Annotated in this window: 16 protein-coding genes; 8 read left to right on the top strand and 8 right to left on the bottom strand. The window is 64.1% G+C overall.

From position 1 onward, the window contains the following. Position 1: 1 nt before the first annotated feature. The 4 genes from ACWGPT_RS05645 to ACWGPT_RS05630 all read left to right on the top strand — a co-directional run bounded on the left by ACWGPT_RS05645 (position 2) and on the right by ACWGPT_RS05630 (position 5,357). A complete protein-coding gene (locus ACWGPT_RS05645) occupies positions 2 to 1,075 on the top strand; it encodes a BMP family ABC transporter substrate-binding protein (protein WP_452604619.1) in 1,074 nt (357 codons plus the stop codon). Positions 1,076 to 1,203: 128 nt separating this feature from the next. After that, positions 1,204 to 2,565: a bifunctional UDP-N-acetylglucosamine diphosphorylase/glucosamine-1-phosphate N-acetyltransferase GlmU gene (gene glmU, locus ACWGPT_RS05640; RefSeq protein WP_452604618.1), complete on the top strand. Its 1,362-nt coding sequence runs from the start codon at positions 1,204 to 1,206 to the stop codon at positions 2,563 to 2,565. A gap of 104 nt (positions 2,566 to 2,669) precedes the next feature. Further along, the gene (gene glmS / locus ACWGPT_RS05635) at positions 2,670 to 4,499 is read left to right on the top strand and encodes a glutamine--fructose-6-phosphate transaminase (isomerizing) (RefSeq protein WP_452604617.1); all 1,830 of its coding nucleotides are present in this window, start codon (positions 2,670 to 2,672) and stop codon (positions 4,497 to 4,499) included. A 159-nt stretch (positions 4,500 to 4,658) separates the two neighbouring features. Continuing rightward, positions 4,659 to 5,357 carry a DUF502 domain-containing protein gene (locus ACWGPT_RS05630; protein WP_452604616.1) on the top strand — a complete coding sequence of 233 codons (699 nt, stop codon included), beginning with the start codon at positions 4,659 to 4,661 and terminating at the stop codon, positions 5,355 to 5,357. Here ACWGPT_RS05630 and recG read toward each other — a convergent pair. Continuing rightward, on the bottom strand, positions 5,335 to 7,440 hold the full coding sequence (gene recG / locus ACWGPT_RS05625; protein ID WP_452604615.1) for an ATP-dependent DNA helicase RecG: 2,106 nt from the start codon (positions 7,438 to 7,440) through the stop codon (positions 5,335 to 5,337). The two genes, ACWGPT_RS05630 and recG, sit on opposite strands and share 23 nt — an antisense overlap. 92 nt (positions 7,441 to 7,532) lie before the next feature. Here recG and ACWGPT_RS05620 point away from each other — a divergent pair, with 92 nt between their 5' ends. Both ACWGPT_RS05620 and mfd read left to right on the top strand, forming a co-directional pair. Beyond that, positions 7,533 to 7,856: a succinate dehydrogenase assembly factor 2 gene (locus ACWGPT_RS05620; protein WP_452604614.1), complete on the top strand. Its 324-nt coding sequence runs from the start codon at positions 7,533 to 7,535 to the stop codon at positions 7,854 to 7,856. Positions 7,857 to 7,858: 2 nt separating this feature from the next. Further along, complete coding sequence (mfd, locus tag ACWGPT_RS05615; RefSeq protein ID WP_452604613.1) at positions 7,859 to 11,371, top strand: transcription-repair coupling factor; 3,513 nt, start codon at positions 7,859 to 7,861, stop codon at positions 11,369 to 11,371. 30 nt (positions 11,372 to 11,401) lie between these two features. Here mfd and ACWGPT_RS05610 read toward each other — a convergent pair whose 3' ends face one another. From ACWGPT_RS05610 to ACWGPT_RS05600, 3 genes are read right to left on the bottom strand one after another with little or no spacing between them, the layout of a single operon-like run. Further along, positions 11,402 to 12,340 carry a DMT family transporter gene (locus tag ACWGPT_RS05610; RefSeq protein ID WP_452604612.1) on the bottom strand — a complete coding sequence of 313 codons (939 nt, stop codon included), beginning with the start codon at positions 12,338 to 12,340 and terminating at the stop codon, positions 11,402 to 11,404. A gap of 10 nt (positions 12,341 to 12,350) precedes the next feature. After that, positions 12,351 to 13,022: a DsbA family oxidoreductase gene (locus tag ACWGPT_RS05605; protein WP_452604611.1), complete on the bottom strand. Its 672-nt coding sequence runs from the start codon at positions 13,020 to 13,022 to the stop codon at positions 12,351 to 12,353. Between the two features lie 42 nt (positions 13,023 to 13,064). After that, positions 13,065 to 14,873 carry an extracellular solute-binding protein gene (locus tag ACWGPT_RS05600; RefSeq protein WP_452604610.1) on the bottom strand — a complete coding sequence of 603 codons (1,809 nt, stop codon included), beginning with the start codon at positions 14,871 to 14,873 and terminating at the stop codon, positions 13,065 to 13,067. 279 nt (positions 14,874 to 15,152) lie between these two features. Here ACWGPT_RS05600 and ACWGPT_RS05595 point away from each other — a divergent pair, with 279 nt between their 5' ends. Continuing rightward, entirely contained in the window at positions 15,153 to 15,800 is a 648-nt protein-coding gene (locus ACWGPT_RS05595) for an invasion associated locus B family protein (protein ID WP_452604609.1), read from the top strand. Positions 15,801 to 15,875: 75 nt separating this feature from the next. Here the strand turns inward: ACWGPT_RS05595 and hspQ are convergent, their stop codons facing one another. The 3 genes from hspQ to ACWGPT_RS05580 all read right to left on the bottom strand — a co-directional run bounded on the left by hspQ (position 15,876) and on the right by ACWGPT_RS05580 (position 18,165). After that, a complete protein-coding gene (gene hspQ, locus ACWGPT_RS05590; protein WP_452604608.1) occupies positions 15,876 to 16,205 on the bottom strand; it encodes a heat shock protein HspQ in 330 nt (109 codons plus the stop codon). Positions 16,206 to 16,360: 155 nt separating this feature from the next. Further along, entirely contained in the window at positions 16,361 to 17,770 is a 1,410-nt protein-coding gene (gene glnA / locus ACWGPT_RS05585; protein ID WP_452604607.1) for a type I glutamate--ammonia ligase, read from the bottom strand. A gap of 56 nt (positions 17,771 to 17,826) precedes the next feature. Next, positions 17,827 to 18,165 (bottom strand): P-II family nitrogen regulator, encoded by a 339-nt coding sequence (locus tag ACWGPT_RS05580; RefSeq protein WP_052638401.1) that lies wholly within the window; start codon positions 18,163 to 18,165, stop codon positions 17,827 to 17,829. 305 nt (positions 18,166 to 18,470) lie between these two features. On the opposite strand from ACWGPT_RS05580, the gene ACWGPT_RS05575 reads away from it, so the two are divergent. Continuing rightward, positions 18,471 to 19,964: an NAD(P)H-hydrate dehydratase gene (locus ACWGPT_RS05575; protein WP_452604606.1), complete on the top strand. Its 1,494-nt coding sequence runs from the start codon at positions 18,471 to 18,473 to the stop codon at positions 19,962 to 19,964. Here ACWGPT_RS05575 and ACWGPT_RS05570 read toward each other — a convergent pair whose 3' ends face one another. Continuing rightward, positions 19,965 to 20,771 carry a DUF72 domain-containing protein gene (locus ACWGPT_RS05570; protein ID WP_452604605.1) on the bottom strand — a complete coding sequence of 269 codons (807 nt, stop codon included), beginning with the start codon at positions 20,769 to 20,771 and terminating at the stop codon, positions 19,965 to 19,967. Between the last annotated feature and the right edge of the window lie 4 nt (positions 20,772 to 20,775).

Genomic DNA, 20,775 nt, shown 5'->3' with positions numbered 1-20,775 from the left:
AATGAAGAAACTGATCATCGCACTTGCCGCTTCGGCGGCCCTTCTCGGCGGCTTCGCCAGCGGCGCCCAGGCCCAGGACAAGACCAAGGTCTGCTTCATCTACGTCGGCTCCAAGACCGACGGCGGCTGGACACAGGCACACGACATCGGTCGCCAGGAACTGCAGGCCCACTTCGGCGACAAGATCGAGACGCCGTTCCTCGAGAACGTTCCGGAAGGCCCGGATGCGGAGCGTGCGATCGAGCGCATGGCCCGTTCCGGCTGTGCCCTGATCTACACGACCTCCTTCGGCTTCATGGATGCCACCATGAAGGTCGCCGAGAAGTTTCCGGACGTGAAGTTCGAACACGCCACCGGCTTCAAGTCGGCGGACAACGTGTCCACCTATAATGCGCGCTTCTACGAAGGCCGCTATATCCAGGGCCAGATCGCGGCAAAGCTCTCCGAAAAGGGCGTCGCCGGTTACATCGCATCCTTCCCGATCCCGGAAGTGGTGATGGGCATCAACTCCTTCATGCTCGGCGCGCAGTCGGTCAATCCGGAGTTCAAGGTCAAGGTCGTCTGGGCCAACACCTGGTTCGACCCTGGCAAGGAAGCCGATGCGGCCAAGGCGCTGATCGACCAGGGCGTCGATATCCTGACGCAGCACACCGACACGACCGCGCCGATGCAGGTGGCGGCCGAGCGCGGCATCAAGGCCTTCGGCCAGGCATCCGACATGATCAAGGCTGGCCCCGAGACCCAGCTGACCGCGATCGTCGACACCTGGGGCGCCTATTACATCAAGCGCACGCAGGCCCTCCTCGACGGCAACTGGAAGTCCGAGCAGATCTGGGACGGCCTGAAGGACGGCATCCTGACCATGGCGCCCTACACCAACATGCCTGACGACGTGAAGGCGATGGCGGAAGAGACCGAGGCGAAAATCAAGTCGGGCGAACTGCATCCGTTCACCGGCCCGGTAAAGAAGCAGGACGGTTCGGACTGGCTGGCTGCAGACGAGAAGGCCGAAGACGGCGTTCTCCTCGGTATGAACTTCTACGTCGCCGGCGTCGACGACAAGCTGCCGCAGTAAGGCAGCCGCCGCATGCGGAAAGGGCGCCCCTGCGGGCGCCCTTTTTTGTTGCAGCCGGACATAAGCCGTTTATCGCCTGTCAATCGAGTTGCTGCTAAGTGCCGCTCGAGTTTATCGAGGAAACCGCCATGAATCGTACCTGCCTGGCCGTCATTCTTGCCGCTGGCGACAGCACCCGAATGAAGTCGTCGATGTCGAAGGTCCTTCATCCCATCGCGGGGCTGCCTATGATCGGGCATGTCATGCGGGCCGTCGCCTCGGCCGGCATCGTCGATGTCGCACTGGTGCTCGGGCGCGATGCGGACGCGGTGGCCGGCGCGGCCGAACTTGACGGGGTGACGATCCGGACATTCCTCCAGACGGAACGGCTCGGGACCGGCCATGCCGTCCTCACGGCGCGCGACGCGCTCTCGGCCGGCTTCGACGACATCCTGGTGACCTACGGCGATGCGCCGCTGGTAACGGCCGGGCCGCTCGCCGCGGCGCGCGAGGAACTGGCCAAGGGCGCGGATGTCGCCGTCATCGGATTTCACACCGATCGCCCGACCGGCTACGGACGCCTTCTGGTCGAGAACGGCGAACTCGTCGCCATCCGGGAGGAGAAGGACGCGACGGACGAGGAGCGCAAGGTCAACTGGTGTAACAGCGGCATCATGGCGATCAACGGTCGCCGGGCGCTGGAGCTTCTCGATCGGATCGGGAACGACAATGCCAAGGGCGAATACTACCTGACCGATCTCGTCGAGATCGTGCGGGCGAGCGGGGGCAGGGCGGTTGCCGTCGATGCTCCGGAGGCGGAGACGGCCGGGTGCAACAACCGCGCTGAACTCGCGGTGCTGGAACGGCTGTGGCAGGAGCGGCGGCGGCACGAGATCATGCTGGCCGGCGTGACCATGATCGCTCCGGAAACCGTCTTCCTCGCATATGATACGCAGATCGGGCAGGACGCGGTGATCGAGCCGAACGTGGTATTCGGGCCGGGTGTGAGAGTAGACGGCGGCGCCGTCATCCACGCCTTCTCCCATGTCGAGGGTGCACATGTCAGCGCCGGTGCCACGATCGGCCCGTTCGCGCGGCTGCGACCGGGCGCGAATATCGCGTCGAAGGCGAAGGTCGGAAACTTCTGCGAGGTCAAGAAAGCAGAGATCGGCGAAGGGGCGAAGGTCAACCATCTCACCTATATCGGCGATGCCGTAGTTGGCGCGCATGCGAATATCGGCGCGGGCACGATCACCTGCAACTATGACGGCGTCAACAAGCACCTCACGCAGATTGGTTCGGATGCCTTCATCGGTTCGAACTCCGCTCTGGTCGCGCCAGTCTCGATCGGGGATGGCGCCTATGTGGGCTCCGGAAGCGTCATCACGGAGGACGTTCCCGCCGATGCATTGGCTCTCGGGCGCGCCCGGCAGGAAACCAAGCCCGAGCGGGCAAAGGTGATCCGCGAACGGGCGCTGGCGATCAAGGCAGCCAAAAAGAGGACGTCGTAACAGCCGCGGTTACCTTTCGACACGCAAAGTGACCGGAAAGGGAATTGCGGCAGTGCATATATCGACTAGAACATCGCGACATCGCGGGAACAATGAGGTTTTGAATGTGCGGGATCGTTGGCATCGTCGGTAAGGGACCGGTGGCGGATCGGCTGGTGGATGCGCTGAAGCGGCTCGAATATCGGGGCTACGATTCGGCTGGCGTGGCGACGATCCACGAGGGGCATCTGGACCGCAGGCGGGCCGAGGGCAAGCTGGTGAACCTCGAGAGGAAGCTTGCGGCCGATCCCTTGCCCGGGAATATCGGCATCGCCCACACGCGCTGGGCGACCCACGGCATTCCCAACGAAACCAATGCCCACCCCCATATCGTGGACGGCGTTGCCGTCGTTCACAACGGTATCATCGAGAATTTCTCGGAATTGAAGGATAAGCTCCAGGCGGAGGGCGTCACCTTCGAGACCCAGACGGACACGGAAGTGGTCGCGCAGCTTCTTGCGCAACATCTTCGCGCCGGAATGGGGCGGCGAGAAGCCATGCAGGCCATGCTCAACGAAATCACCGGAGCCTACGCGCTGGCGGTGATCTTCGCGGATGATCCGTCGACCATCATGGCGGCGCGCTTCGGCCCGCCGCTCGCAATCGGCTTCGGCGACGGGGAGACCTATCTCGGCTCGGATGCGATCGCGCTCGCCCCGCTGACGAACCAGGTCACCTACCTTGTGGATGGCGACTGGGCGGTGATCGGCCGGGATGGGGCGACGATCTTCGACCATCAGGGCAACCGGATACAGCGTCCTCGCCAGACCACGCATTCCTCCGCCTACCTCGTCGACAAGGGCAACCACCGGCACTTCATGGAGAAGGAAATCCATGAGCAGCCGGAGGCGGTCTCCCACGCGCTTGCCCATTATGTCGACCTCGGCAATCTGACGGTCGATCCGGACGCGACCGGGCAAATCGATTTCGCCTCGCTGCGCGGACTTGCGATCTCCGCCTGCGGCACGGCCTATCTGTCCGGTCTCATCGGCAAGTACTGGTTCGAGCGCTATGCCCGGCTGCCGGTCGAGATCGATGTCGCCTCGGAATTCCGCTATCGCGAAATCCCGCTGTCACCCGACCAGGCGGCGCTTTTCATCTCCCAGTCCGGGGAGACCGCCGACACGCTCGCATCGCTTCGCTACTGCCACGAGGCGGGCCTGAAGATCGGCGCGGTGGTCAACGTCAAGGAATCGACGATCGCGCGGGAATCGGACGCGGTGTTCCCGATCCTCGCGGGGCCGGAGATCGGCGTTGCCTCGACAAAGGCGTTCACCTGCCAGCTCACCGTCCTCGCATCGCTCGCGATCGCCGCCGGCAAGGCGCGGGGCACGATCTCTCCCTCCGAGGAGAAGCAGTTGATCAAGAGCCTGGCAGAAATGCCGCGGCTGATGAACTCCGTGCTCAACACGATCGAACCGCAGATCATCGCCCTCGCGCGCGACCTCTCGCGCTTCAAGGACGTTCTCTATCTCGGTCGCGGCACCAGCTATCCGTTGGCGATGGAAGGCGCGCTGAAGCTCAAGGAAATCTCCTACATCCATGCGGAAGGCTATGCCGCGGGCGAACTGAAGCACGGCCCGATCGCTCTCATCGACGAGAACATGCCGGTGATCGTGATCGCTCCGCACGATCGATTCTTCGAGAAGACCGTTTCCAACATGCAGGAAGTGGCGGCCCGCGGCGGCAAGATCATCTTCCTCACGGACGAGAGCGGGGCCTCGGCCTCCAAGCTCCCGACCATGGCGACGATCACGCTTCCAAACGTCGCGGAAATCATCGCACCGATGATCTATTCGCTTCCGATCCAGCTTCTGGCCTATCACACCGCCGTCTTCATGGGCACGGATGTGGACCAGCCGCGCAATCTCGCGAAGTCGGTGACCGTGGAATAAGGCACCGGCCGCGCGTGCGCATCCCTTTCGGTCCCGTCGATCACCTCGCCGCGACCGCGGACCCGGATTTTGCCGATCCCGCCCTTGCGTGGCGGGGTCGCGTCGGGCATGGTCGCCTTCAGCCCGACCCCTTCGGCGATGCAGCATGACGGCGAGACAATGAACGACAGTCCAGAGCGCATTTCGCTGGCAACCCGCATCCGCAACAACTTCCTGACCGGACTGATCATCTGCGCGCCGCTGGCCATTACCATATGGCTCACCTTCAGTTTCATCCGCTGGGCGGACAGCTGGGTAAAGCCCTACATCCCGGCGCGTTACAATCCGGAGAACTACCTGAACGTGGCCATGCCGGGGCTCGGCATATTCGTCGCGATCACCCTGATCACTCTCATCGGCTTTCTCGGAAAGAACCTGATTGGCCGTTCGATCGTCAACTTCGGCGAGTCGGTGCTCCACCGCATGCCGCTGGTGCGGACGATCTACCGGAGCCTGAAGCAGATCTTCGAAACGGTCCTGAAGGAGAAATCGACCTCCTTCAAGAAATGCGGGCTTGTCGAGTTCCCCAGCCCGGGGACCTGGGCGCTCGTGTTCATTTCGGGCGATGCGCAGGGCGAGATCGCGGCGCGCCTGAACGAGGACGGCGAGGAAATGGTCTGCGTGTTTCTGGCCCCGACACCGGTGCCGACCGCGGGGTTCCTGATGTTCGTGCCGCGCAACAAGATCATCGTCCTCGACATGACGCCGGAGGAGGGCGCAAGGCTCCTGATCTCCGGCGGACTGCTGGCACCCGAGTACCGGCCGAAAGCCGGGCCGACGATCGCCACCTCGACGGTCAACCCGCTCCAAGGAACCTGACGGCTTCGTCGCGGCGGAACAGGTAGAGCAGGGTGCGGACATTCCTGCCGCGTTCGCCGGTCAGCTCCGGGTCCTTGTCGAGGAGATATCCGGCATCCTTGCGGGCGATCTCCAGCAGGTCGGCATGGGCCTCCAGGCTGGCGATCCGGAAGCCGGGAGTTCCCGACTGGCGGGTTCCGAGGACCTCGCCTTCTCCCCGCAGCTTCAGGTCCTCTTCCGCAATCAGGAACCCGTCCTCGCTGTCGCGCAGGATCGACAGCCGGGCATGCCCCGTCTCGCTGAGTGGCCCCTTGTAGAGAAGGATGCAGGTGGAGGTATCGGCGCCGCGGCCCACGCGGCCGCGCAGCTGATGCAGCTGGGCAAGGCCGAACCGCTCGGCATGCTCGATCACCATGATCGTCGCATCCGGCACGTCGACGCCGACCTCCACCACCGTCGTCGCAACCAGCACCCGGACCGTGCCCGCCTTGAAGGCGGCCATCACGGCATCCTTCTCGGCCCCGGTCATCCGGCCGTGGACCAGGCCGACGTCGTTTCCGAACTCCTTTGCCAGCACTGCGAACCGCTCCTCCGCCGACATCAGGTCCGTAACGTCGGACTCTTCGACGAGGGGGCAGATCCAGTAGGCCTTCCTGCCTTCGGAGAGTGCGGTGCGCAGCCGCGCGATGATCTCGCCGGTGCGCTCGATGGGGATCGTCACGGTCTGGATTGGCTTGCGTCCGGCCGGCTTCTCCGTCAGCTTCGACACGTCCATGTCGCCGAATGCCGCCAGCACCAGCGTGCGAGGGATCGGTGTCGCCGTCATCACCAGCATATGCGGGGTGACGCCCTTGGCCGTCAGCCGGAGCCGCTGGTGGACGCCGAAGCGATGCTGCTCGTCGACAACCGCGAGAACGAGATCCCGATAGTTTACCGTGTCCTGGAACAGGGCGTGGGTGCCGATGATGATCTGCGCCTCGCCGGACGCGATCCTCTCGACGATCGCATCCCGTTCGCGGCCCTTCGTCCTGCCGGTCAGCACTTCCACCGTCACGCCGGCGGCCGCGGCAAGCTTCGATATGGTCGCGTGATGCTGTCTGGCGAGGATTTCCGTCGGGGCCATCAGCACCGCCTGGCCTCCGGCCTCGACGGCCGAAACCATCGCCATCAGGGCGACCAGCGTCTTTCCCGCGCCGACGTCGCCCTGGAGGAGGCGAAGCATGCGGTCGTCTCCCGCCATGTCCTTGCCGATTTCCGCCACGGCCTTTTCCTGGCTGGGCGTGAGGGAGAAGGGCAGGGCATCGCGTATCCGGCCCGCCAGTTCGCCCGTCGAATGGACCGGCCGGCCGGGGACCCTGCGAAGACGCTGGCGCACAAGCGCGAGCGAGATCTGCCCGGCAAGGAATTCGTCATAGGCAAGACGCCGCCGCGCCGGAGATCTCGGATCGATGTCGGTCTCGTCGCGGGGATCGTGCAGCTGCCGGAAGCTCTCAGAGATCGAAGGAAGGCCTTGCCGCTCCGCAAGCGTGGCGTCGATCCACTCCGGAAGTTCGGGAAGGCGGGCGAGGGCGGCGTCGACCGCCTTCCTCAGGACCTTCGGCGAAAGACCCGCCGTCAGCGGGTAGACCGGCTCGACCAGCGGCAGGTTGTCCGCCTCCGACATCTTCACCATGAAGTCCGGGTGGACCATGGAGGGACGTCCGTTGAACCAGTCGACCTTGCCGCTGACCATGACCTCCTCGTCGAGCGGAAGGGTCTTCTCCAGCCAGTTTCCCTTGACCCGGAAAAAGGTAAGCGCCAGTTCGCCGGTCGCGTCGTGAAGGAAGACGCGATAGGGCATGTTCGGTTTGCCCGGCGGAGGCGGCTGGTGCCGGTCCACGCGTCCCTGGATGGTGACAATGGCGCCCTGCGGGGCAAGCGCGATCGACGGCCGGTTGCGGCGGTCGATGATGGACGCCGGTGCGTGGAAGAGCAGGTCCACGACGCGGCAGTCGTCGACGTCCTCGCGTCCCGTCACACGGGCGATGAGTTCGGCAAGCTTCGGGCCGACGCCCGGAAGGGATGCAACGGACGAAAACAGCGGATCGAGGACGGCGGGGCGCATGGGCGGCAAAATGCGATGGAATTCGACCGCTTTGCAAGGTGACGAAGCGGAAAATCCGACCTATATGGACCGGGAAAGACAAGGACCTCTCCATGACAGGACTGACACGCAGCAGCGCGGATCTTAGCCCTCGACGTCGCCGCATCCTCTATCGCTGCTGGCACCGCGGCATTCGCGAAATGGATCTCGTGTTCGGCCAGTTTGCGGAAGATGAGATCGCCACGCTTTCCGATGCGGAACTGGACGAGTTCGAGGCCATCATGGGCGAGGACGACCACGACCTGCACGCGTGGATCACCGGAGCCAATCCGCTGCCCGAGCATCTGAAGACGCCGCTTTTCGCCCGGGTCGCATCCTACACGCCCGATTTCGATCCGGTGACGACAGCCAGCCTGCAGGCGAAGTCAGAGCAATAGAAATGATCCCAGTTCTTGATGCCAAGAAGGTCGTCGCGGCCGGCAACCCGCTGACCATCGGCAATGTTCCCCCGGGCATGGAGGCGCTGCTGCTTGCCGAGATGGCGAGGGCCGGGCAACCGGTGGCGTTCGTCATGTCGGACGGCCAGCGGATGGCGGATCTCGAGCAGATGCTCGGCTTCATGGCTCCCGACATTCCGGTCCTGACCCTGCCGGCATGGGACTGCCTACCCTATGACCGCGTATCCCCGGGCGCGGACGTCTCCGCCCGGAGACTTGCGGCGCTATCCGGTCTGATCGCCCATGCGCGCAAGCCCCATCCGGCAATCGTGCTCGTCACCGTCAATGCCATGCTGCAGAAGATCGCGCCGGCCGAGGTGATCGAAAGCCTCGCGTTTTCGGCCCGACCCGGCAGCACCGTCCGGATGGACGACATCGCCGCGCGCCTTGAGCGCAACGGCTTCGACCGGGTCCCGACCGTGCGCGAGGTGGGAGAGTTCGCCGTGCGCGGCGGCATTCTCGATGTCTTCGTTCCCGGCAGCGACGAACCCGTCCGCCTCGACTTCTTCGGCGACACGCTGGAAACGATCCGTACATTCGATCCCGCCAGCCAGCGGACGACGGGTCAGGCACGCTCTCTCGATCTCAACCCGATGAGCGAGGTCTCGCTGACGCCCGACACGATCAGCCGGTTCCGGACGAATTATCTGGCGCTGTTCGGTGCCGCCACCCGTGACGATGCGCTGTACCAGGCCGTATCCGAAGGCCGCCGGTATGCGGGCATGGAGCATTGGCTGCCGCTCTTCTACGAGCGTCTCGACACGGCATTCGACTATCTGAAAGACTTCCGGCTCGTCGCCGATCATACCGCCCGCGAGGCGGCGAACGAGCGATCCAAGCTTATCCTCGACTATTACGAGGCGCGTCGCGACAGCGGCTCGCAGGGCAAGGGCGCAGCAGCCCAGGCCGCACCCTACAAGCCGGTCCCGCCCGGGCAGCTCTATCTCGACGGCAAGGCGTTCGCCGCGGCGCTGGACGAGGCAAACGCGGTCCGCATCACGCCCTTCAACGAACATGACACGCAAAGTCGCCGGGTCATCGAGCTCGACGCACGCGTCGGGCCCCGCTGGGCGAAGTCGCAGGCCGAGAAGGACGATCGCGACGAGCGCGTCAATGTCTTCGACCTCGCGGTGAAGCATATCGCCGAGCGACGGGCGGCGGGCCGGAAGGTCCTGATCACGGGCTGGTCCCCGGGCTCGCTCGACCGCCTGCTGCAGGTGCTCGAGGAACACGGACTGGAGCGCGTCAGGCCGGTCGAATCCTTCGCCGACCTGGACAAGCTCGACAAGGGAGAAGCCGCGTCGGCGGTTCTGAACCTGGAGACCGGGTTCGAGACCGACAGTTTCGCGATCATCGGCGAGCAGGACATTCTCGGGGACCGGATGGTGCGCCGCGGCAAGCGGCGCAAGCGCGGCAGCGACTTCATCTCGGAAGTATCGGGCCTCGACGAAGGCTCGCTCGTCGTCCATGCGGAACACGGGATCGGGCGCTTCGTCGGACTGGTGACGATCGAGGCGGCCGGCGCGCCGCGCGCCTGCCTTGAACTCCATTACGCCGATCATGCCAAGCTCTTCCTGCCGGTCGAAAACATCGACCTCCTGTCGCGCTACGGGTCGGACGCGGCCGAAGCGCCGCTGGACAAGCTCGGCGGCGGGGCATGGCAGGCGCGCAAGGCAAAGCTCAAGAAGCGCCTGCTCGACATGGCGGAGGGGCTGATCCGCGTTGCCGCCAGCCGCATCACCCGCCGCGCGCCGGTCCTGGCCGCACCCGACGGGCTCTACGACGAATTCGCCGCCCGTTTTCCCTATGACGAGACGGACGACCAGGCGACGGCGATCGAATCGGTCCGCGAAGACCTCGAGGCGGGCAAGCCGATGGACCGGCTCGTCTGCGGCGACGTGGGATTCGGCAAGACCGAGGTCGCGCTCAGGGCTGCCTTCCTGGCGGCGATGAACGGTGGGCAGGTCGCCGTCGTCGTTCCGACCACGCTTTTGGCGCGGCAGCACTACAAGACCTTCCGGGAGCGCTTCCGCGGCCTTCCCATCAAGGTCGCACAGGCCTCGCGGCTGGTTCCCGCAAAGGAACTGAACCAGGTCAAGAAGGACCTGGCCGAAGGCAAGGTGGACATTGTCGTCGGAACGCATGCCCTGCTGGGTAGCGGCATCAGTTTTGCGAACCTCGCCCTGCTGATCATCGACGAGGAGCAGCACTTCGGGGTCAAGCACAAGGAGAGGCTGAAGGAACTGAAGAGCGACGTGCACGTGCTGACGCTTTCGGCCACGCCTATTCCGCGGACACTGCAACTGGCGATGACGGGGGTTCGGGAGCTTTCGCTGATCACCACGCCGCCCGTCGACCGCATGGCGGTTCGCACCTTCATCTCGCCCTTCGACCCGCTGGTGATCCGCGAGACATTGATGCGCGAGCACTACCGGGGCGGCCAGAGCTTCTACGTCTGCCCGCGCCTTGCGGACCTGCCCGACATCCAGGCCTTCCTGCAGTCCGACCTGCCGGAGTTGAAGGTTGCCGTCGCGCATGGCCAGATGGCCTCGGGCGAACTCGAAGACATCATGAATGCCTTCTACGACGGCAAGTACGACGTCCTGCTGTCGACGACGATCGTGGAGTCTGGGCTGGACGTCCCGACCGCCAACACCCTGATCGTGCACCGGGCGGATATGTTCGGCCTTGCGCAGCTCTACCAGTTGCGGGGCCGCGTCGGGCGTTCGAAGGTCCGTGCGTTCGCGCTCTTCACGCTGCCCGTCAACAAGCAGCTGACGGCGTCGGCCGAACGCCGGCTGAAGGTGCTACAGTCCCTCGACACGCTGGGCGCAGGTTTTCAGCTGGCGAGCCACGACCTGGATATTCGCGGCGCCGGCAACCTGCTCGGCGAGGAACAGTCCGGGCACATCAAGGAAGTCGGCTTCGAGCTCTACCAGCAGATGCTGGAGGAGGCCGTGGCCGAAGTCCGCGGTGATGACGAGATCGTCGACACGGGCTGGTCGCCGCAGATCTCGGTCGGCATCACCGTAATGATTCCCGAAGACTACGTGCCGGACCTGCACCTGCGCATGAGCCTCTATCGCCGACTCGGCGAACTGACCGACCTCAAGGAGATCGACGGCTTCGGCGCCGAGATGATCGACCGCTTCGGTCCTCTTCCGCCCGAAGTGCAGAACCTGCTGAAGGTCGTCTACGTCAAGTCGCTCTGCCGCATCGCCAATGTCGAGAAGCTCGATGCCGGGCCGAAGGGCCTGGTCGTCACCTTCCGGGACAAGCAGTTCCCGAACCCCGCGGGGCTGGTGCAGTACATCGCAAAGCAGGGGACGATGGCAAAGATCCGCCCCGACCAGAGCGTCTTCCTGACCCGCGACCTTCCCACGCCCGACAAGCGGCTGACGGTCGCGGCGCAGGTGATGAAGCAGTTCGCCGATATCGCCAGGGACGGTGCCTGACGGCTCGGGTCGCCGATACAGGGTGCCGGATCAGTCCGGCGACGTCTCATCGGTGGCGGCGAGTGCCGTTGCCGGCGGGTCCGTCACAACGGAGGCCGGCAGGGGCACGTTTCGCACGCGCTCGCGTGCGAGCGTCAGAAGGCCGGAGCCGATGATGAGGATGATGCCGAAAAGCATCGGCAGATCGACCCGGTCGCCGAAGACGAGATAGCCGAAGGCGACCGCCCATAGCATCTGGCTGTATTGGGTCGGCCCGACGACTGCGGCCGGCGCGTGAGCCGTGGCATACATGAGCAGGATCGTCGCAAGCGCCGCGAACAGGCCATAGCCGGCAAGCATCAGCCATTGCAGTGCGGTCGGCCAGGCAAAGCCCGGCAGCATCAGAAGGCCGCAGACCAGCAGGGAGCCGAGGACGCCCGCGCCGTAGAGCGATATGCTCTTCTCGCGGTGGCCGATCGCACGGTAGACGACGATGGAGATCGCGCCGCTCAGCCCCGCGAAGACGGCCGCGAGATGGCCGATCGACAGTTCCCGGAAGCCGGGACGCAGGACGACCAGCACGCCGATGAAGCCGATGATGACGGCGCTCCAGCGACGGATGCCAACCTGCTCCTTCAGGAAGACGACAGACATGATCGTCACGAAGGACGGGAGCAGGAAGATGAGCGCGAAGGCTTCCGCCATGGAGAGATAGGTGAAGGCCGTGACGCTGGCGATCGTGCCGACCGCCGCGGAAACCGCCCGCAGCAACCAGAGCGGCCGGCTGGTGGTCCGCAGCATGTCCGAAAGTCGGTCCTCACGCTTCATCAGGAATGGCAGTCCGGCGAGGCCGAAGACGGCGCCGAGAAAGGCCATCTCGAAGGGGCTCAAGGCGCCTTCGATCATCTTGACGCTGGCATCGCTCCAGGCATAGGCCGCGAACGCAGCGAAAGCGAGGATAACGCCCTTCAAGGTCTGTTCGCTGGACATGTGGGGCTCGTCAGATCATGCCCTTGCGGGCTTCCGCCTTCATGCGCGCGATATCCCGCAACGCGTTTGCGAGCACGTCGGGCTCCTGGGCTCCGCTGACCGCGTACTGGCCGTCGAAGATGAGGAAGGGAACGCCGCTGACGCCCATCTCCCGGGCAGCCTCGATCTCGTCGAGGATCGTCGCCTTGTCCGCATCCGACGCCAGCAGCGAACCGATAAGTGTTGGGTCGAGCCCGCATCGGCCGGCGATCTCGGTCAGGACGCCATGGTCCGTAACGTTCAGCCCTTCCTCGAAATAAGCCTTGAACAGCGCCGTCGCGACGCGGTCCTGTATCTCGCGGCCCTCTATTCCCGCCCAATGCAGGAGACGGTGGGCGTCGAGCGTGTTGGCACGAACCTTGATGTCCTCGAAACGGAAGGTGATGCCGATCTCGCGACCGTAATTGCGCAGCGTCTCCTGGATTTCGTCGAGGCGTTCGGCGCCGCCGAGTTTTTCAACCAGGTGGCTGCGGTAGTCCGTGCCGGTGCCGGTGGCGTCCGGATCCAGCTGGTAGGGGCGCCAGTTGACGTCGACGCCGACCTCGTCCTGGACCTCGGCGATCGCCAGTTCCAGCCGCGCCTTGCCCAGGTAGCACCAGGGGCAGGCAATGTCGGACACGACATCGATGGTTACGCGCTCCATGGCCGCATCCCTTCCTGAATTGATATTGCCGGTCGGCCGTCGTCAGTCCTGCACGCGCTTGTCGAACCAGACGGGGAGTTGATAGCCGTAAAGCGGCGTTTCGTCTGGATAGCCGATATGGCTGCGTCGCGCCACCCATTGTTCCGGCACGTGGTAGAGCGGAACGAGATAATGGCCGGCGATCAGCAGCCGGTCGTAGGCACGGACCGCCGCCTGGAACTCCTCCCGGCTTCGGGCGCCGAGCATGGCCTGGATCGCCCGGTCGATATTCGGGTCCGCCACGCCGGCAAAGTTGTTGCTGCCCTCGCGATCGCGGGAGATCGATCCCCAGCGACCGACCTGTTCGATGCCCGGAGAAAGCGTCGAAGGATAGGACTTGACGATCACGTCATAGTCGAAGCTCGCGGAGCGCGCCTGGTACTGGGCGTCATCGACGGTGCGGATGGTCGCCTCGACCCCAATCATCCTGAGCGTCCGCCGGTAGGCGATCGCCAGCTTCTCCTGGTCCGGCGTCTGCGTCATGATTTCGAACCGCATGGGCCGGTCGGAGGCGTCCGACATCCTTCCGCCCTTGATGGTATAGCCGCCTTCCTTCATCAGCTCGACGACCCGACGCAGGATCTTCCGGTCGCCGCCGGAAGCATCGGTTTTCGGGAGCCGGTAGCTGCCATCGAGCACGGCGGGATCGATCGTGTTCCTGGCGTCCCCGAGGATTTCCAGCTCGCGGGCGTCGGCAGGCATGCCGAGGGAGGAGAGGGGAGAATTCTGCCAGAAGCTTTCCGTGCGGGTGTAGGCGCCCTCGAAGAGGTTGCGGTTCGCCCATTCGAAATCGAAGGCGAGAGCGAGGGCCGCGCGAACCTTTGCATTGGCGAAGAGGGGGCGGCGGGTATTGAAGACAAAGCCCACCATTCCCGTCGGCAGTTCCGGCCGGAACGTGTCCTTGATGACGGCCCCGTTCCGCACATCCGGGAAATCGTAGGCCCGTGCCCAATGGGTCGGGCTTCCGTCCGGATAGATATCGACCACGCCCTTCTTGAAGGCCTCGAACAGGGTATTGTCCTGCAGGAAGTACTCGACGGAAATCTGGTCGTAGTTGTCGAAGCCGACCTTGGCCGGGATGTCCTTGCCCCAGTAGTCCGGGTTTCGCTCGAAGACGATGCGTTCGCCGGGCTTGACCGACTTTACCGTATAGGGTCCGGAACCGACCGGGATCGCCAGCGACGAGTTTTCGAAGTTGGCGACGTCGGTTGCATGCCTCGGCAGGATCGGCGTTGCGGTCGCCAGGATCAGGGGAAATTCACGATCCGACTTCTCGTTGAAGATGAACTTCACGCCATGGGTCCCGACCTTCTCCATGCGCTCTACCGGCGTCAGCCGCGCGCTGAAGGGGGTGCGGCCCTTGTCGCGCAGCAGTTCCATGGTGAAGATGACGTCTTCCGGCGTCACCGGTTCTCCGTCGGACCACCTGGCTTCGGGGTTGAGGTTGAACTGGATGAAGCTGCGCTCCTCGTCCATCTCGACGCTCTGCGCCAGCAGGCCATAGACGGAGAAGGGCTCGTCGGCGGAACGCTGCATCAGCGGTTCGAATACGAGATGCCCGAACTGCGGATCCCAGACGCCGCGCGCCGTGGTTCTCATGCTCTTCAGGACGAAGGGGTTGAGGCTGTCGAAGGTCCCGACCACGCCGTAGCGCACGCTGCCGCCCGTCTTCACGTCCGGCTTGACGTAGGGGAAATGCGTGTAGTCGGACGGGAGCGCCGGCTCGCCATGCATGGCGATCGCGTGCATGGGTTCGGCGGCCACAGGCCAGGCCAGGCCGGCAAGCACCAGGAGCGGGAGGAGGCGGCGCATGGTGTATCCTTCGGGAAGTCGAATCAGTCGGGGGCAAAATAGACCAAGGGTGGCGCGCGACCAACCTCCGGTACCATGATGCAGGACCGCCGGCGGTAACCGTTTCGTCAAAAAAGCCCCCTGAAGGACTGGATATCGATCGGGCGCCGATGTAACAGGGTGTCGAAGCCCGGGGGTCATTCAATTGCCTCATTTCGCCGACAGGTGAAACGCAGTAGGACAACCCGAGGGAGGGCGGCGGAAGCCGTACCGGACGGATTTCAGGAGACGGATTTCGTTATGAAACTCAAGGCTAACACGGCTCTGCGGACGGCAATGTCCGCGCTCGCTCTTTCCTTCGCGGCTGCAACCGTGCCCACCGCCGCTCTGGCGCAGGGCGCGCCGGCCGCCGCCGGGGCAGGAGCGCCTCCGCTGGGCTGGTTCAAGACCTGCACGAAGCAGGACGACAGTGATCTCTGCGTCGTGCAGAACATCATGCTGGCACAGAACGGCCAGCTGGTGACGGCCGTCGGCCTGATCACCGTCGAAGGCAAGGTCAATCGCAAGATCCTGCAGGTATCGGTCCCGACCGCGCGGCTCATCCCGCCCGGGATCACCATGCAGATCGACGGCGGCAAGGGCCAGAAGCTCGACTACGCAGTCTGCCTTCCCGACAAGTGCACGGCCGAAGTGCCGCTGACCGATGCGATGATCGCAAGCCTCAAAAAGGGCGGCGAGGTCGTCTTCACGTCGATCAACTTCCGCCGCGCACCCAACCCGATCAAGATTTCGCTGAACGGGTTCACCGGCGCCTTCGACGGCGAGCCGATCTCGCAGTCGCAGCTGGCGGAAAGCCAGCGGACCCTGCAGGAAGGCATGCAGAAGAAGGCCGAGGAAGCCCGCAAGAAACTGGAAGAGGCGCAGAACGCCGCCAAGCAGGGCCAGTAGTCCCCGCCACCAGTCGAGACAAGAAAACGCCGGCCACTGGCCGGCGTTTTGCGTTTCAGGATCGTCAAGAACGGTTCAGTGGGCGAAACCCATCTTGGGGGTCAACTGCCCGTGCGGTCCCTTGTCGAAGATCTGGTAGACCTGCGGGTTGCGAAGCGGCCTGTCGCTTTCGTCATGCTCCAGGTTCTGTTCCGAAACATAGGCGACATATTCCGTCTCGTCGTTTTCGGCGAGCAGGTGATAGAACGGCTGGTCGCGGTTCGGGCGTATCTCCGCGGGGATGGCATTCCACCATTCTTCGGAATTGGCGAATTCCGGATCCACGTCGAACACCACGCCACGGAACGGGAAGACCTTGTGGCGAACCACTTCTCCGATACTGAACTTAGCGCTGCGTTGTTTCATGGTGTGTATCCTTTCGCACCTTGATGTGGGAATAAAATCTCACGACATCAAGGGGCTGACGTGCGGCCGACGGTTGGGTCAGGCAACCGGCAGGACATAGCGGCATATGAAAACGGCGGGACAGGCCCGCCGTTTTCTTGTTCCCGGTCGGCTGATCAGGCCGAATAGTACATGTCGAATTCGACGGGGTGCGGCGTCATCTCGTAGCGCATGACCTCCGCCATCTTCAGCTCGATGTAGGCATCGATCTGGTCGTCGTCGAAGACGCCGCCGGCCGTCAGGAACTTGCGGTCCTTGTCCAGGTTCTCGAGCGCTTCGCGAAGCGAGCCGCAGACGGTCGGGATCTTCTTCAGTTCCTTCGGCGGCAGGTCGTAGAGGTCCTTGTCCATCGCCTTGCCCGGGTGGATCTTGTTCTTGATCCCGTCGAGGCCGGCCATCAGCATGGCAGCGAAGCCGAGGTAGGGGTTGGCCGTCGGATCGGGGAAGCGGACCTCGACCCGCTTCGACTTCGGACCGGTACCGAACGGGATGCGGCACGATGCGGAGCGGTTGCGGGCGGAATAGGCGAGCAGGACCGGTGCCTCATAACCCGGAACGAGACGCTTGTAGGAGTTCGTCGACGGGTTGGTGAAGGCATTGATCGCCTTGGCATGCTTGATGATGCCGCCGATGTAGTAGAGGCAGGATTCCGAAAGGCCGGCATACTCGTCGCCGGCGAAGGTCGGCTTGCCATCCTTCCAGATCGACTGGTGGACGTGCATGCCCGATCCGTTGTCACCGAAGATCGGCTTCGGCATGAATGTCGCGGTCTTGCCGTAGGCATTGGCGACCTGATGCACCACGTACTTGTAGATCTGCATCTTGTCGGCGTTGCGGACGAGCGTGTCGAACTTGACGCCCAGTTCGTGCTGCGCGGAGGCCACTTCGTGGTGGTGCTTCTCGACGACGACGCCCATCTCGGCGAGAACCGTCAACATTTCCGAACGCATGTCCTGAAGGCTGTCGACCGGCGGGACCGGGAAATACCCGCCCTTCACGCGGGGACGGTGGCCAAGGTTGCCGGTCTCGTAATCGGTGTCGTCGTTGGACGGCAGTTCCGAGGAATCGAGCTTGAAGCCGGTGTTGTAGGGATCGGCCTTGTACTTCACGTCGTCGAACACGAAGAACTCCGGCTCCGGGCCGACATAGACCGTGTCGCCGATGCCGGAGGCCTTGAGATAGGCTTCGGCCTTCTTGGCGGTACCGCGCGGGTCGCGATTGTAGGATTCGCCGGACACCGGATCGAGGATGTCGCAGAGGACAACCATGGTGGACTGGGCAAAGAAGGGGTCCATGTGGACCGTTGCCGGGTCGGGCATGAGGACCATGTCGGACTCGTTGATCGCCTTCCAGCCGGCGATGGAGGAACCGTCGAACATGACGCCGTCGGCGAACATGTCTTCATCGACGGCGGCGACGTCCATGGTGACGTGCTGAAGCTTACCCTTCGGGTCGGTGAAACGCAGGTCGACGAACTTGACCTCGTTTTCCTTGATCTGCTTCATGATTTCGCTTGCGGTCGTCATTTGCTGCTTCCTTGAATTTGGATGACGAATTGCGCCGAGGCCATGTGCCTGGCGAACTAGATGGCGTCGACGCCCGTTTCTCCCGTACGGATACGGACGACTTCCTCGACGTTGGAGACGAAGATCTTCCCATCGCCGATGCGACCGGTCTGCGCCGCATTGCGGATGGCTTCGATGACGGCGTCAACGCTCTCGTCGGCGAGGACGACTTCAACCTTAACCTTGGGCAGAAAATCCACCACGTATTCGGCGCCGCGATAGAGCTCGGTATGGCCCTTCTGCCTTCCGAAGCCCTTCGCCTCCGTCACAGTTATGCCTTGCAGGCCGACCTCCTGAAGGGCTTCCTTCACTTCGTCCAGCTTGAACGGCTTGATGATGGCTTCGATCTTTTTCATGAGAAACTATCTCTCCCTGACGTGGCCGTTACCGGCGTGCCTACTAATGCAGGTATCGTGCCAGTCTGCAAAGCCGGAGAGGCAAAAAATTCCCTTATCCTACTGAAATTCCGGCAATGCGGGGCTCCAGACGTCGTTCGGACGAAGTTTGTGGCCTTGATTTTAGGCGTCTGATGATTTGAGCGCCGCGGCACCGCGTTCAGTGCTCTGCTGCGGATGCAGCGCAACGCCCATCGGGTGTGCATTTGCACTTATAATAATCACGTTACCGAACTGCTGCGGTCGATCTTGCGCGTCGGCACGCTATGGTCTCAATTGGCGGGATGATCGAGGATGTCATCACACTGCTGACCCCGAAGGAGATGTCTGCCGCGGATGCGGCGGCTGCCGCTTCGGGAATCGATTCCTACGGTCTGATGGAGAAGGCGGGACAGGCGGTCGCGGCGGCGGCCCTGCGCCACCATCCGCAGACACGCCGCTTCGTCGTCCTATGCGGCCCGGGCAATAATGGTGGCGACGGCTATGTGGCAGCCCGGGTGCTGGCGGAGGCGGGCGCAGCCGTTGCAGTCTTCGCCCTCGACCCCGGCACGGAACCCGGCGGCGACGCGGGGCGGGCAAGATACAGATGTCCGCTGCCGGCCCTGCCGCTTTCCGATCTCGTCCTTAGGCCGGGAGACACAGTCATCGACGCCGTCTTCGGCGCGGGTCTTGCCCGTGAAGTTCCCGAGAGCCTTCGGACCCTGATATCGGCCGTCGACGCGACCGGGGTGCCGGTGGTGTCAGTTGACCTTCCCTCCGGCCTGGACGGGCGACGGGGCACGCCGCTCGGGGCGGCCTTTCGTGCGAAACAGACGGTGACCTTCATGGCGCGCAAGCCTGGACACCTGCTACTGCCGGGACGGTCACTCTGCGGTGACGTCGAGGTCGTGGACATCGGCATCCCCTGGCGTATCGTCAGGGGTGCCGCGGGCGTCCTTCGCGTCAACGATCCGCTGCTCTGGCGTCATCTTCTGCCGGCCCCGGATGCGGGCTCCCACAAGTACAGGCGCGGACATCTTGCGGTCTTTTCAGGCGGGGCATCGCATACCGGCGCCGCGCGGCTTTCCGCCGAGGCCGGGCTTGCCACCGGGGCGGGGCTGGTCACGGTCGCCTCGCCGCCGGACGCGGTCGCCGTGAACGCCGCGCAGCTGACGGCGGTCATGGTGCGTGAGATCGAGGATGCCGCGGCAATCGGGGAGTGGCTGGCGAGTTCGAAGCTCTCCGCCTTCGTCCTCGGCCCGGGTTTCGGCGTGGGCGCGAAGGCGAGGGATTTCGTCTCGGCGCTCGGAGGACGGCCGCTTGTGCTCGATGCCGACGGGATCACGTCCTTCCGGGATTTCCCGGATATCCTGTTCGAGACCTATCGGGGCGAGCCACGTCTCGTGCTTACGCCTCACGAGGGGGAGTTTCACCGCCTCTTTCCCGATATCGGCGAGGCTGAGGAGTTGAGCAAGGTGGAGAAGGCGATCGCAGCCGCGCAGCGCGCAAACGCGATCATCGTCTACAAGGGCGCCGATACGGTGGTTGCCGCGCCGGACGGCAGGGCCGTCATCAACGAGAACGCGCCGCCATGGCTTGCGACTGCCGGATCGGGCGATGTTCTGGCGGGAATGATCGGCGCGCTGCTTGCCAACGGCATGCCGGCGTTCGAGGCGGCGGCCGCAGGCGTCTATCTGCACGGGGAGGCGGCTCGTCACGCGGGCGACGGGCTGACGGCCGAGACCCTGGTGCGCGGCATCAGGCCGCTCGAGCCGGCCTGATCAGCCGTCGACCAGTCCCTGCAGCGCCATTGCCCCCTGCGGCGCGTTCACCTTGCCCTCGTGGATGAAGAAGGCGAAGACGTCGCGGGGTTCGTGCTTCGGCTTGTGCGCCGGGTCGATGAGCGGCAAGTCGCCGGGCACGCCGCCTGCCGCCCATGTCCCGAGACGTTCCGCCCAGGCCTTCAAATCCGCGTCCTTGTAGCAATTGGGAATGTCGTCGGATCCCTTCTGCAGCCGGGCGTAGACGAAATCCGCCGTGACATCGGGGATCATCGGGTAGTCGTGGTGTTCGGCGCAGACCGGCGCGACGTTGTAGCGGGCAAGCAGCTGGACGAATTCCGGAACCTTGAAGCTGTCGTGGCGCACCTCCACGACATGCCGAAGCTTGAGCCCGTCAACCTTCTCCGGCAAAAGCTTCAGGAACGCCTCGAAGTCTTCGGGCTCGAACTTCTTGGTCGGCGCAAACTGCCAGAGGATGGGCCCGAGATGGGGGCCGAGTTCCGCCAGCCCCTGGGCGAAGAAGCGGTCGATCGATTCGCCCGCCTCGGCCAGCACCTTGCGATTGGTGGTGAAGCGGCTCGCCTTGAGCGAGAAGATGAAGCCATCCGGCACTTCGGAGGCCCATTTGGCAAAGGTCTCGGGCTTCTGCGAGCCGTAATAGGTGCCGTTGACCTCGATGACCTTCAGCTTGCCGGCGGCATATTCCAGCTGCTTCTTCTTCGCCAGTTTCGGCGGATAGAAGCTTTTATCCCACGGCTCGAAAGTCCAGCCGCCGATGCCTGTCCGGATCGTTCCCCGCCCTGCCATGTGA

This window comes from Pseudorhizobium sp. NPDC055634 (genome assembly GCF_053618655.1).
This window is presented reverse-complemented; position numbering and strand designations above follow the sequence as displayed.

Bases quoted from the DNA above. Each gene is read 5' to 3' on its own strand.
- ACWGPT_RS05645 (WP_452604619.1), top strand. From the start codon at position 2: ATGAAGAAACTGATCATCGCACTTGCCGCTTCGGCGGCCCTTCTCGGC.
- glmU (WP_452604618.1), top strand. From the start codon at position 1,204: ATGAATCGTACCTGCCTGGCCGTCATTCTTGCCGCTGGCGACAGCACC.
- ACWGPT_RS05600 (WP_452604610.1), bottom strand. From the start codon at position 14,873: ATGCGCCGCCTCCTCCCGCTCCTGGTGCTTGCCGGCCTGGCCTGGCCT.
- glmS (WP_452604617.1), top strand. From the start codon at position 2,670: ATGTGCGGGATCGTTGGCATCGTCGGTAAGGGACCGGTGGCGGATCGG.
- ACWGPT_RS05610 (WP_452604612.1), bottom strand. From the start codon at position 12,340: ATGTCCAGCGAACAGACCTTGAAGGGCGTTATCCTCGCTTTCGCTGCG.
- ACWGPT_RS05575 (WP_452604606.1), top strand. From the start codon at position 18,471: ATGGTCTCAATTGGCGGGATGATCGAGGATGTCATCACACTGCTGACC.
- hspQ (WP_452604608.1), bottom strand. From the start codon at position 16,205: ATGAAACAACGCAGCGCTAAGTTCAGTATCGGAGAAGTGGTTCGCCAC.
- recG (WP_452604615.1), bottom strand. From the start codon at position 7,440: ATGCGCCCCGCCGTCCTCGATCCGCTGTTTTCGTCCGTTGCATCCCTT.
- ACWGPT_RS05605 (WP_452604611.1), bottom strand. From the start codon at position 13,022: ATGGAGCGCGTAACCATCGATGTCGTGTCCGACATTGCCTGCCCCTGG.
- glnA (WP_452604607.1), bottom strand. From the start codon at position 17,770: ATGACGACCGCAAGCGAAATCATGAAGCAGATCAAGGAAAACGAGGTC.
- ACWGPT_RS05595 (WP_452604609.1), top strand. From the start codon at position 15,153: ATGAAACTCAAGGCTAACACGGCTCTGCGGACGGCAATGTCCGCGCTC.
- ACWGPT_RS05630 (WP_452604616.1), top strand. From the start codon at position 4,659: ATGAACGACAGTCCAGAGCGCATTTCGCTGGCAACCCGCATCCGCAAC.
- ACWGPT_RS05570 (WP_452604605.1), bottom strand. From the start codon at position 20,771: ATGGCAGGGCGGGGAACGATCCGGACAGGCATCGGCGGCTGGACTTTC.
- mfd (WP_452604613.1), top strand. From the start codon at position 7,859: ATGATCCCAGTTCTTGATGCCAAGAAGGTCGTCGCGGCCGGCAACCCG.
- ACWGPT_RS05620 (WP_452604614.1), top strand. From the start codon at position 7,533: ATGACAGGACTGACACGCAGCAGCGCGGATCTTAGCCCTCGACGTCGC.
- ACWGPT_RS05580 (WP_052638401.1), bottom strand. From the start codon at position 18,165: ATGAAAAAGATCGAAGCCATCATCAAGCCGTTCAAGCTGGACGAAGTG.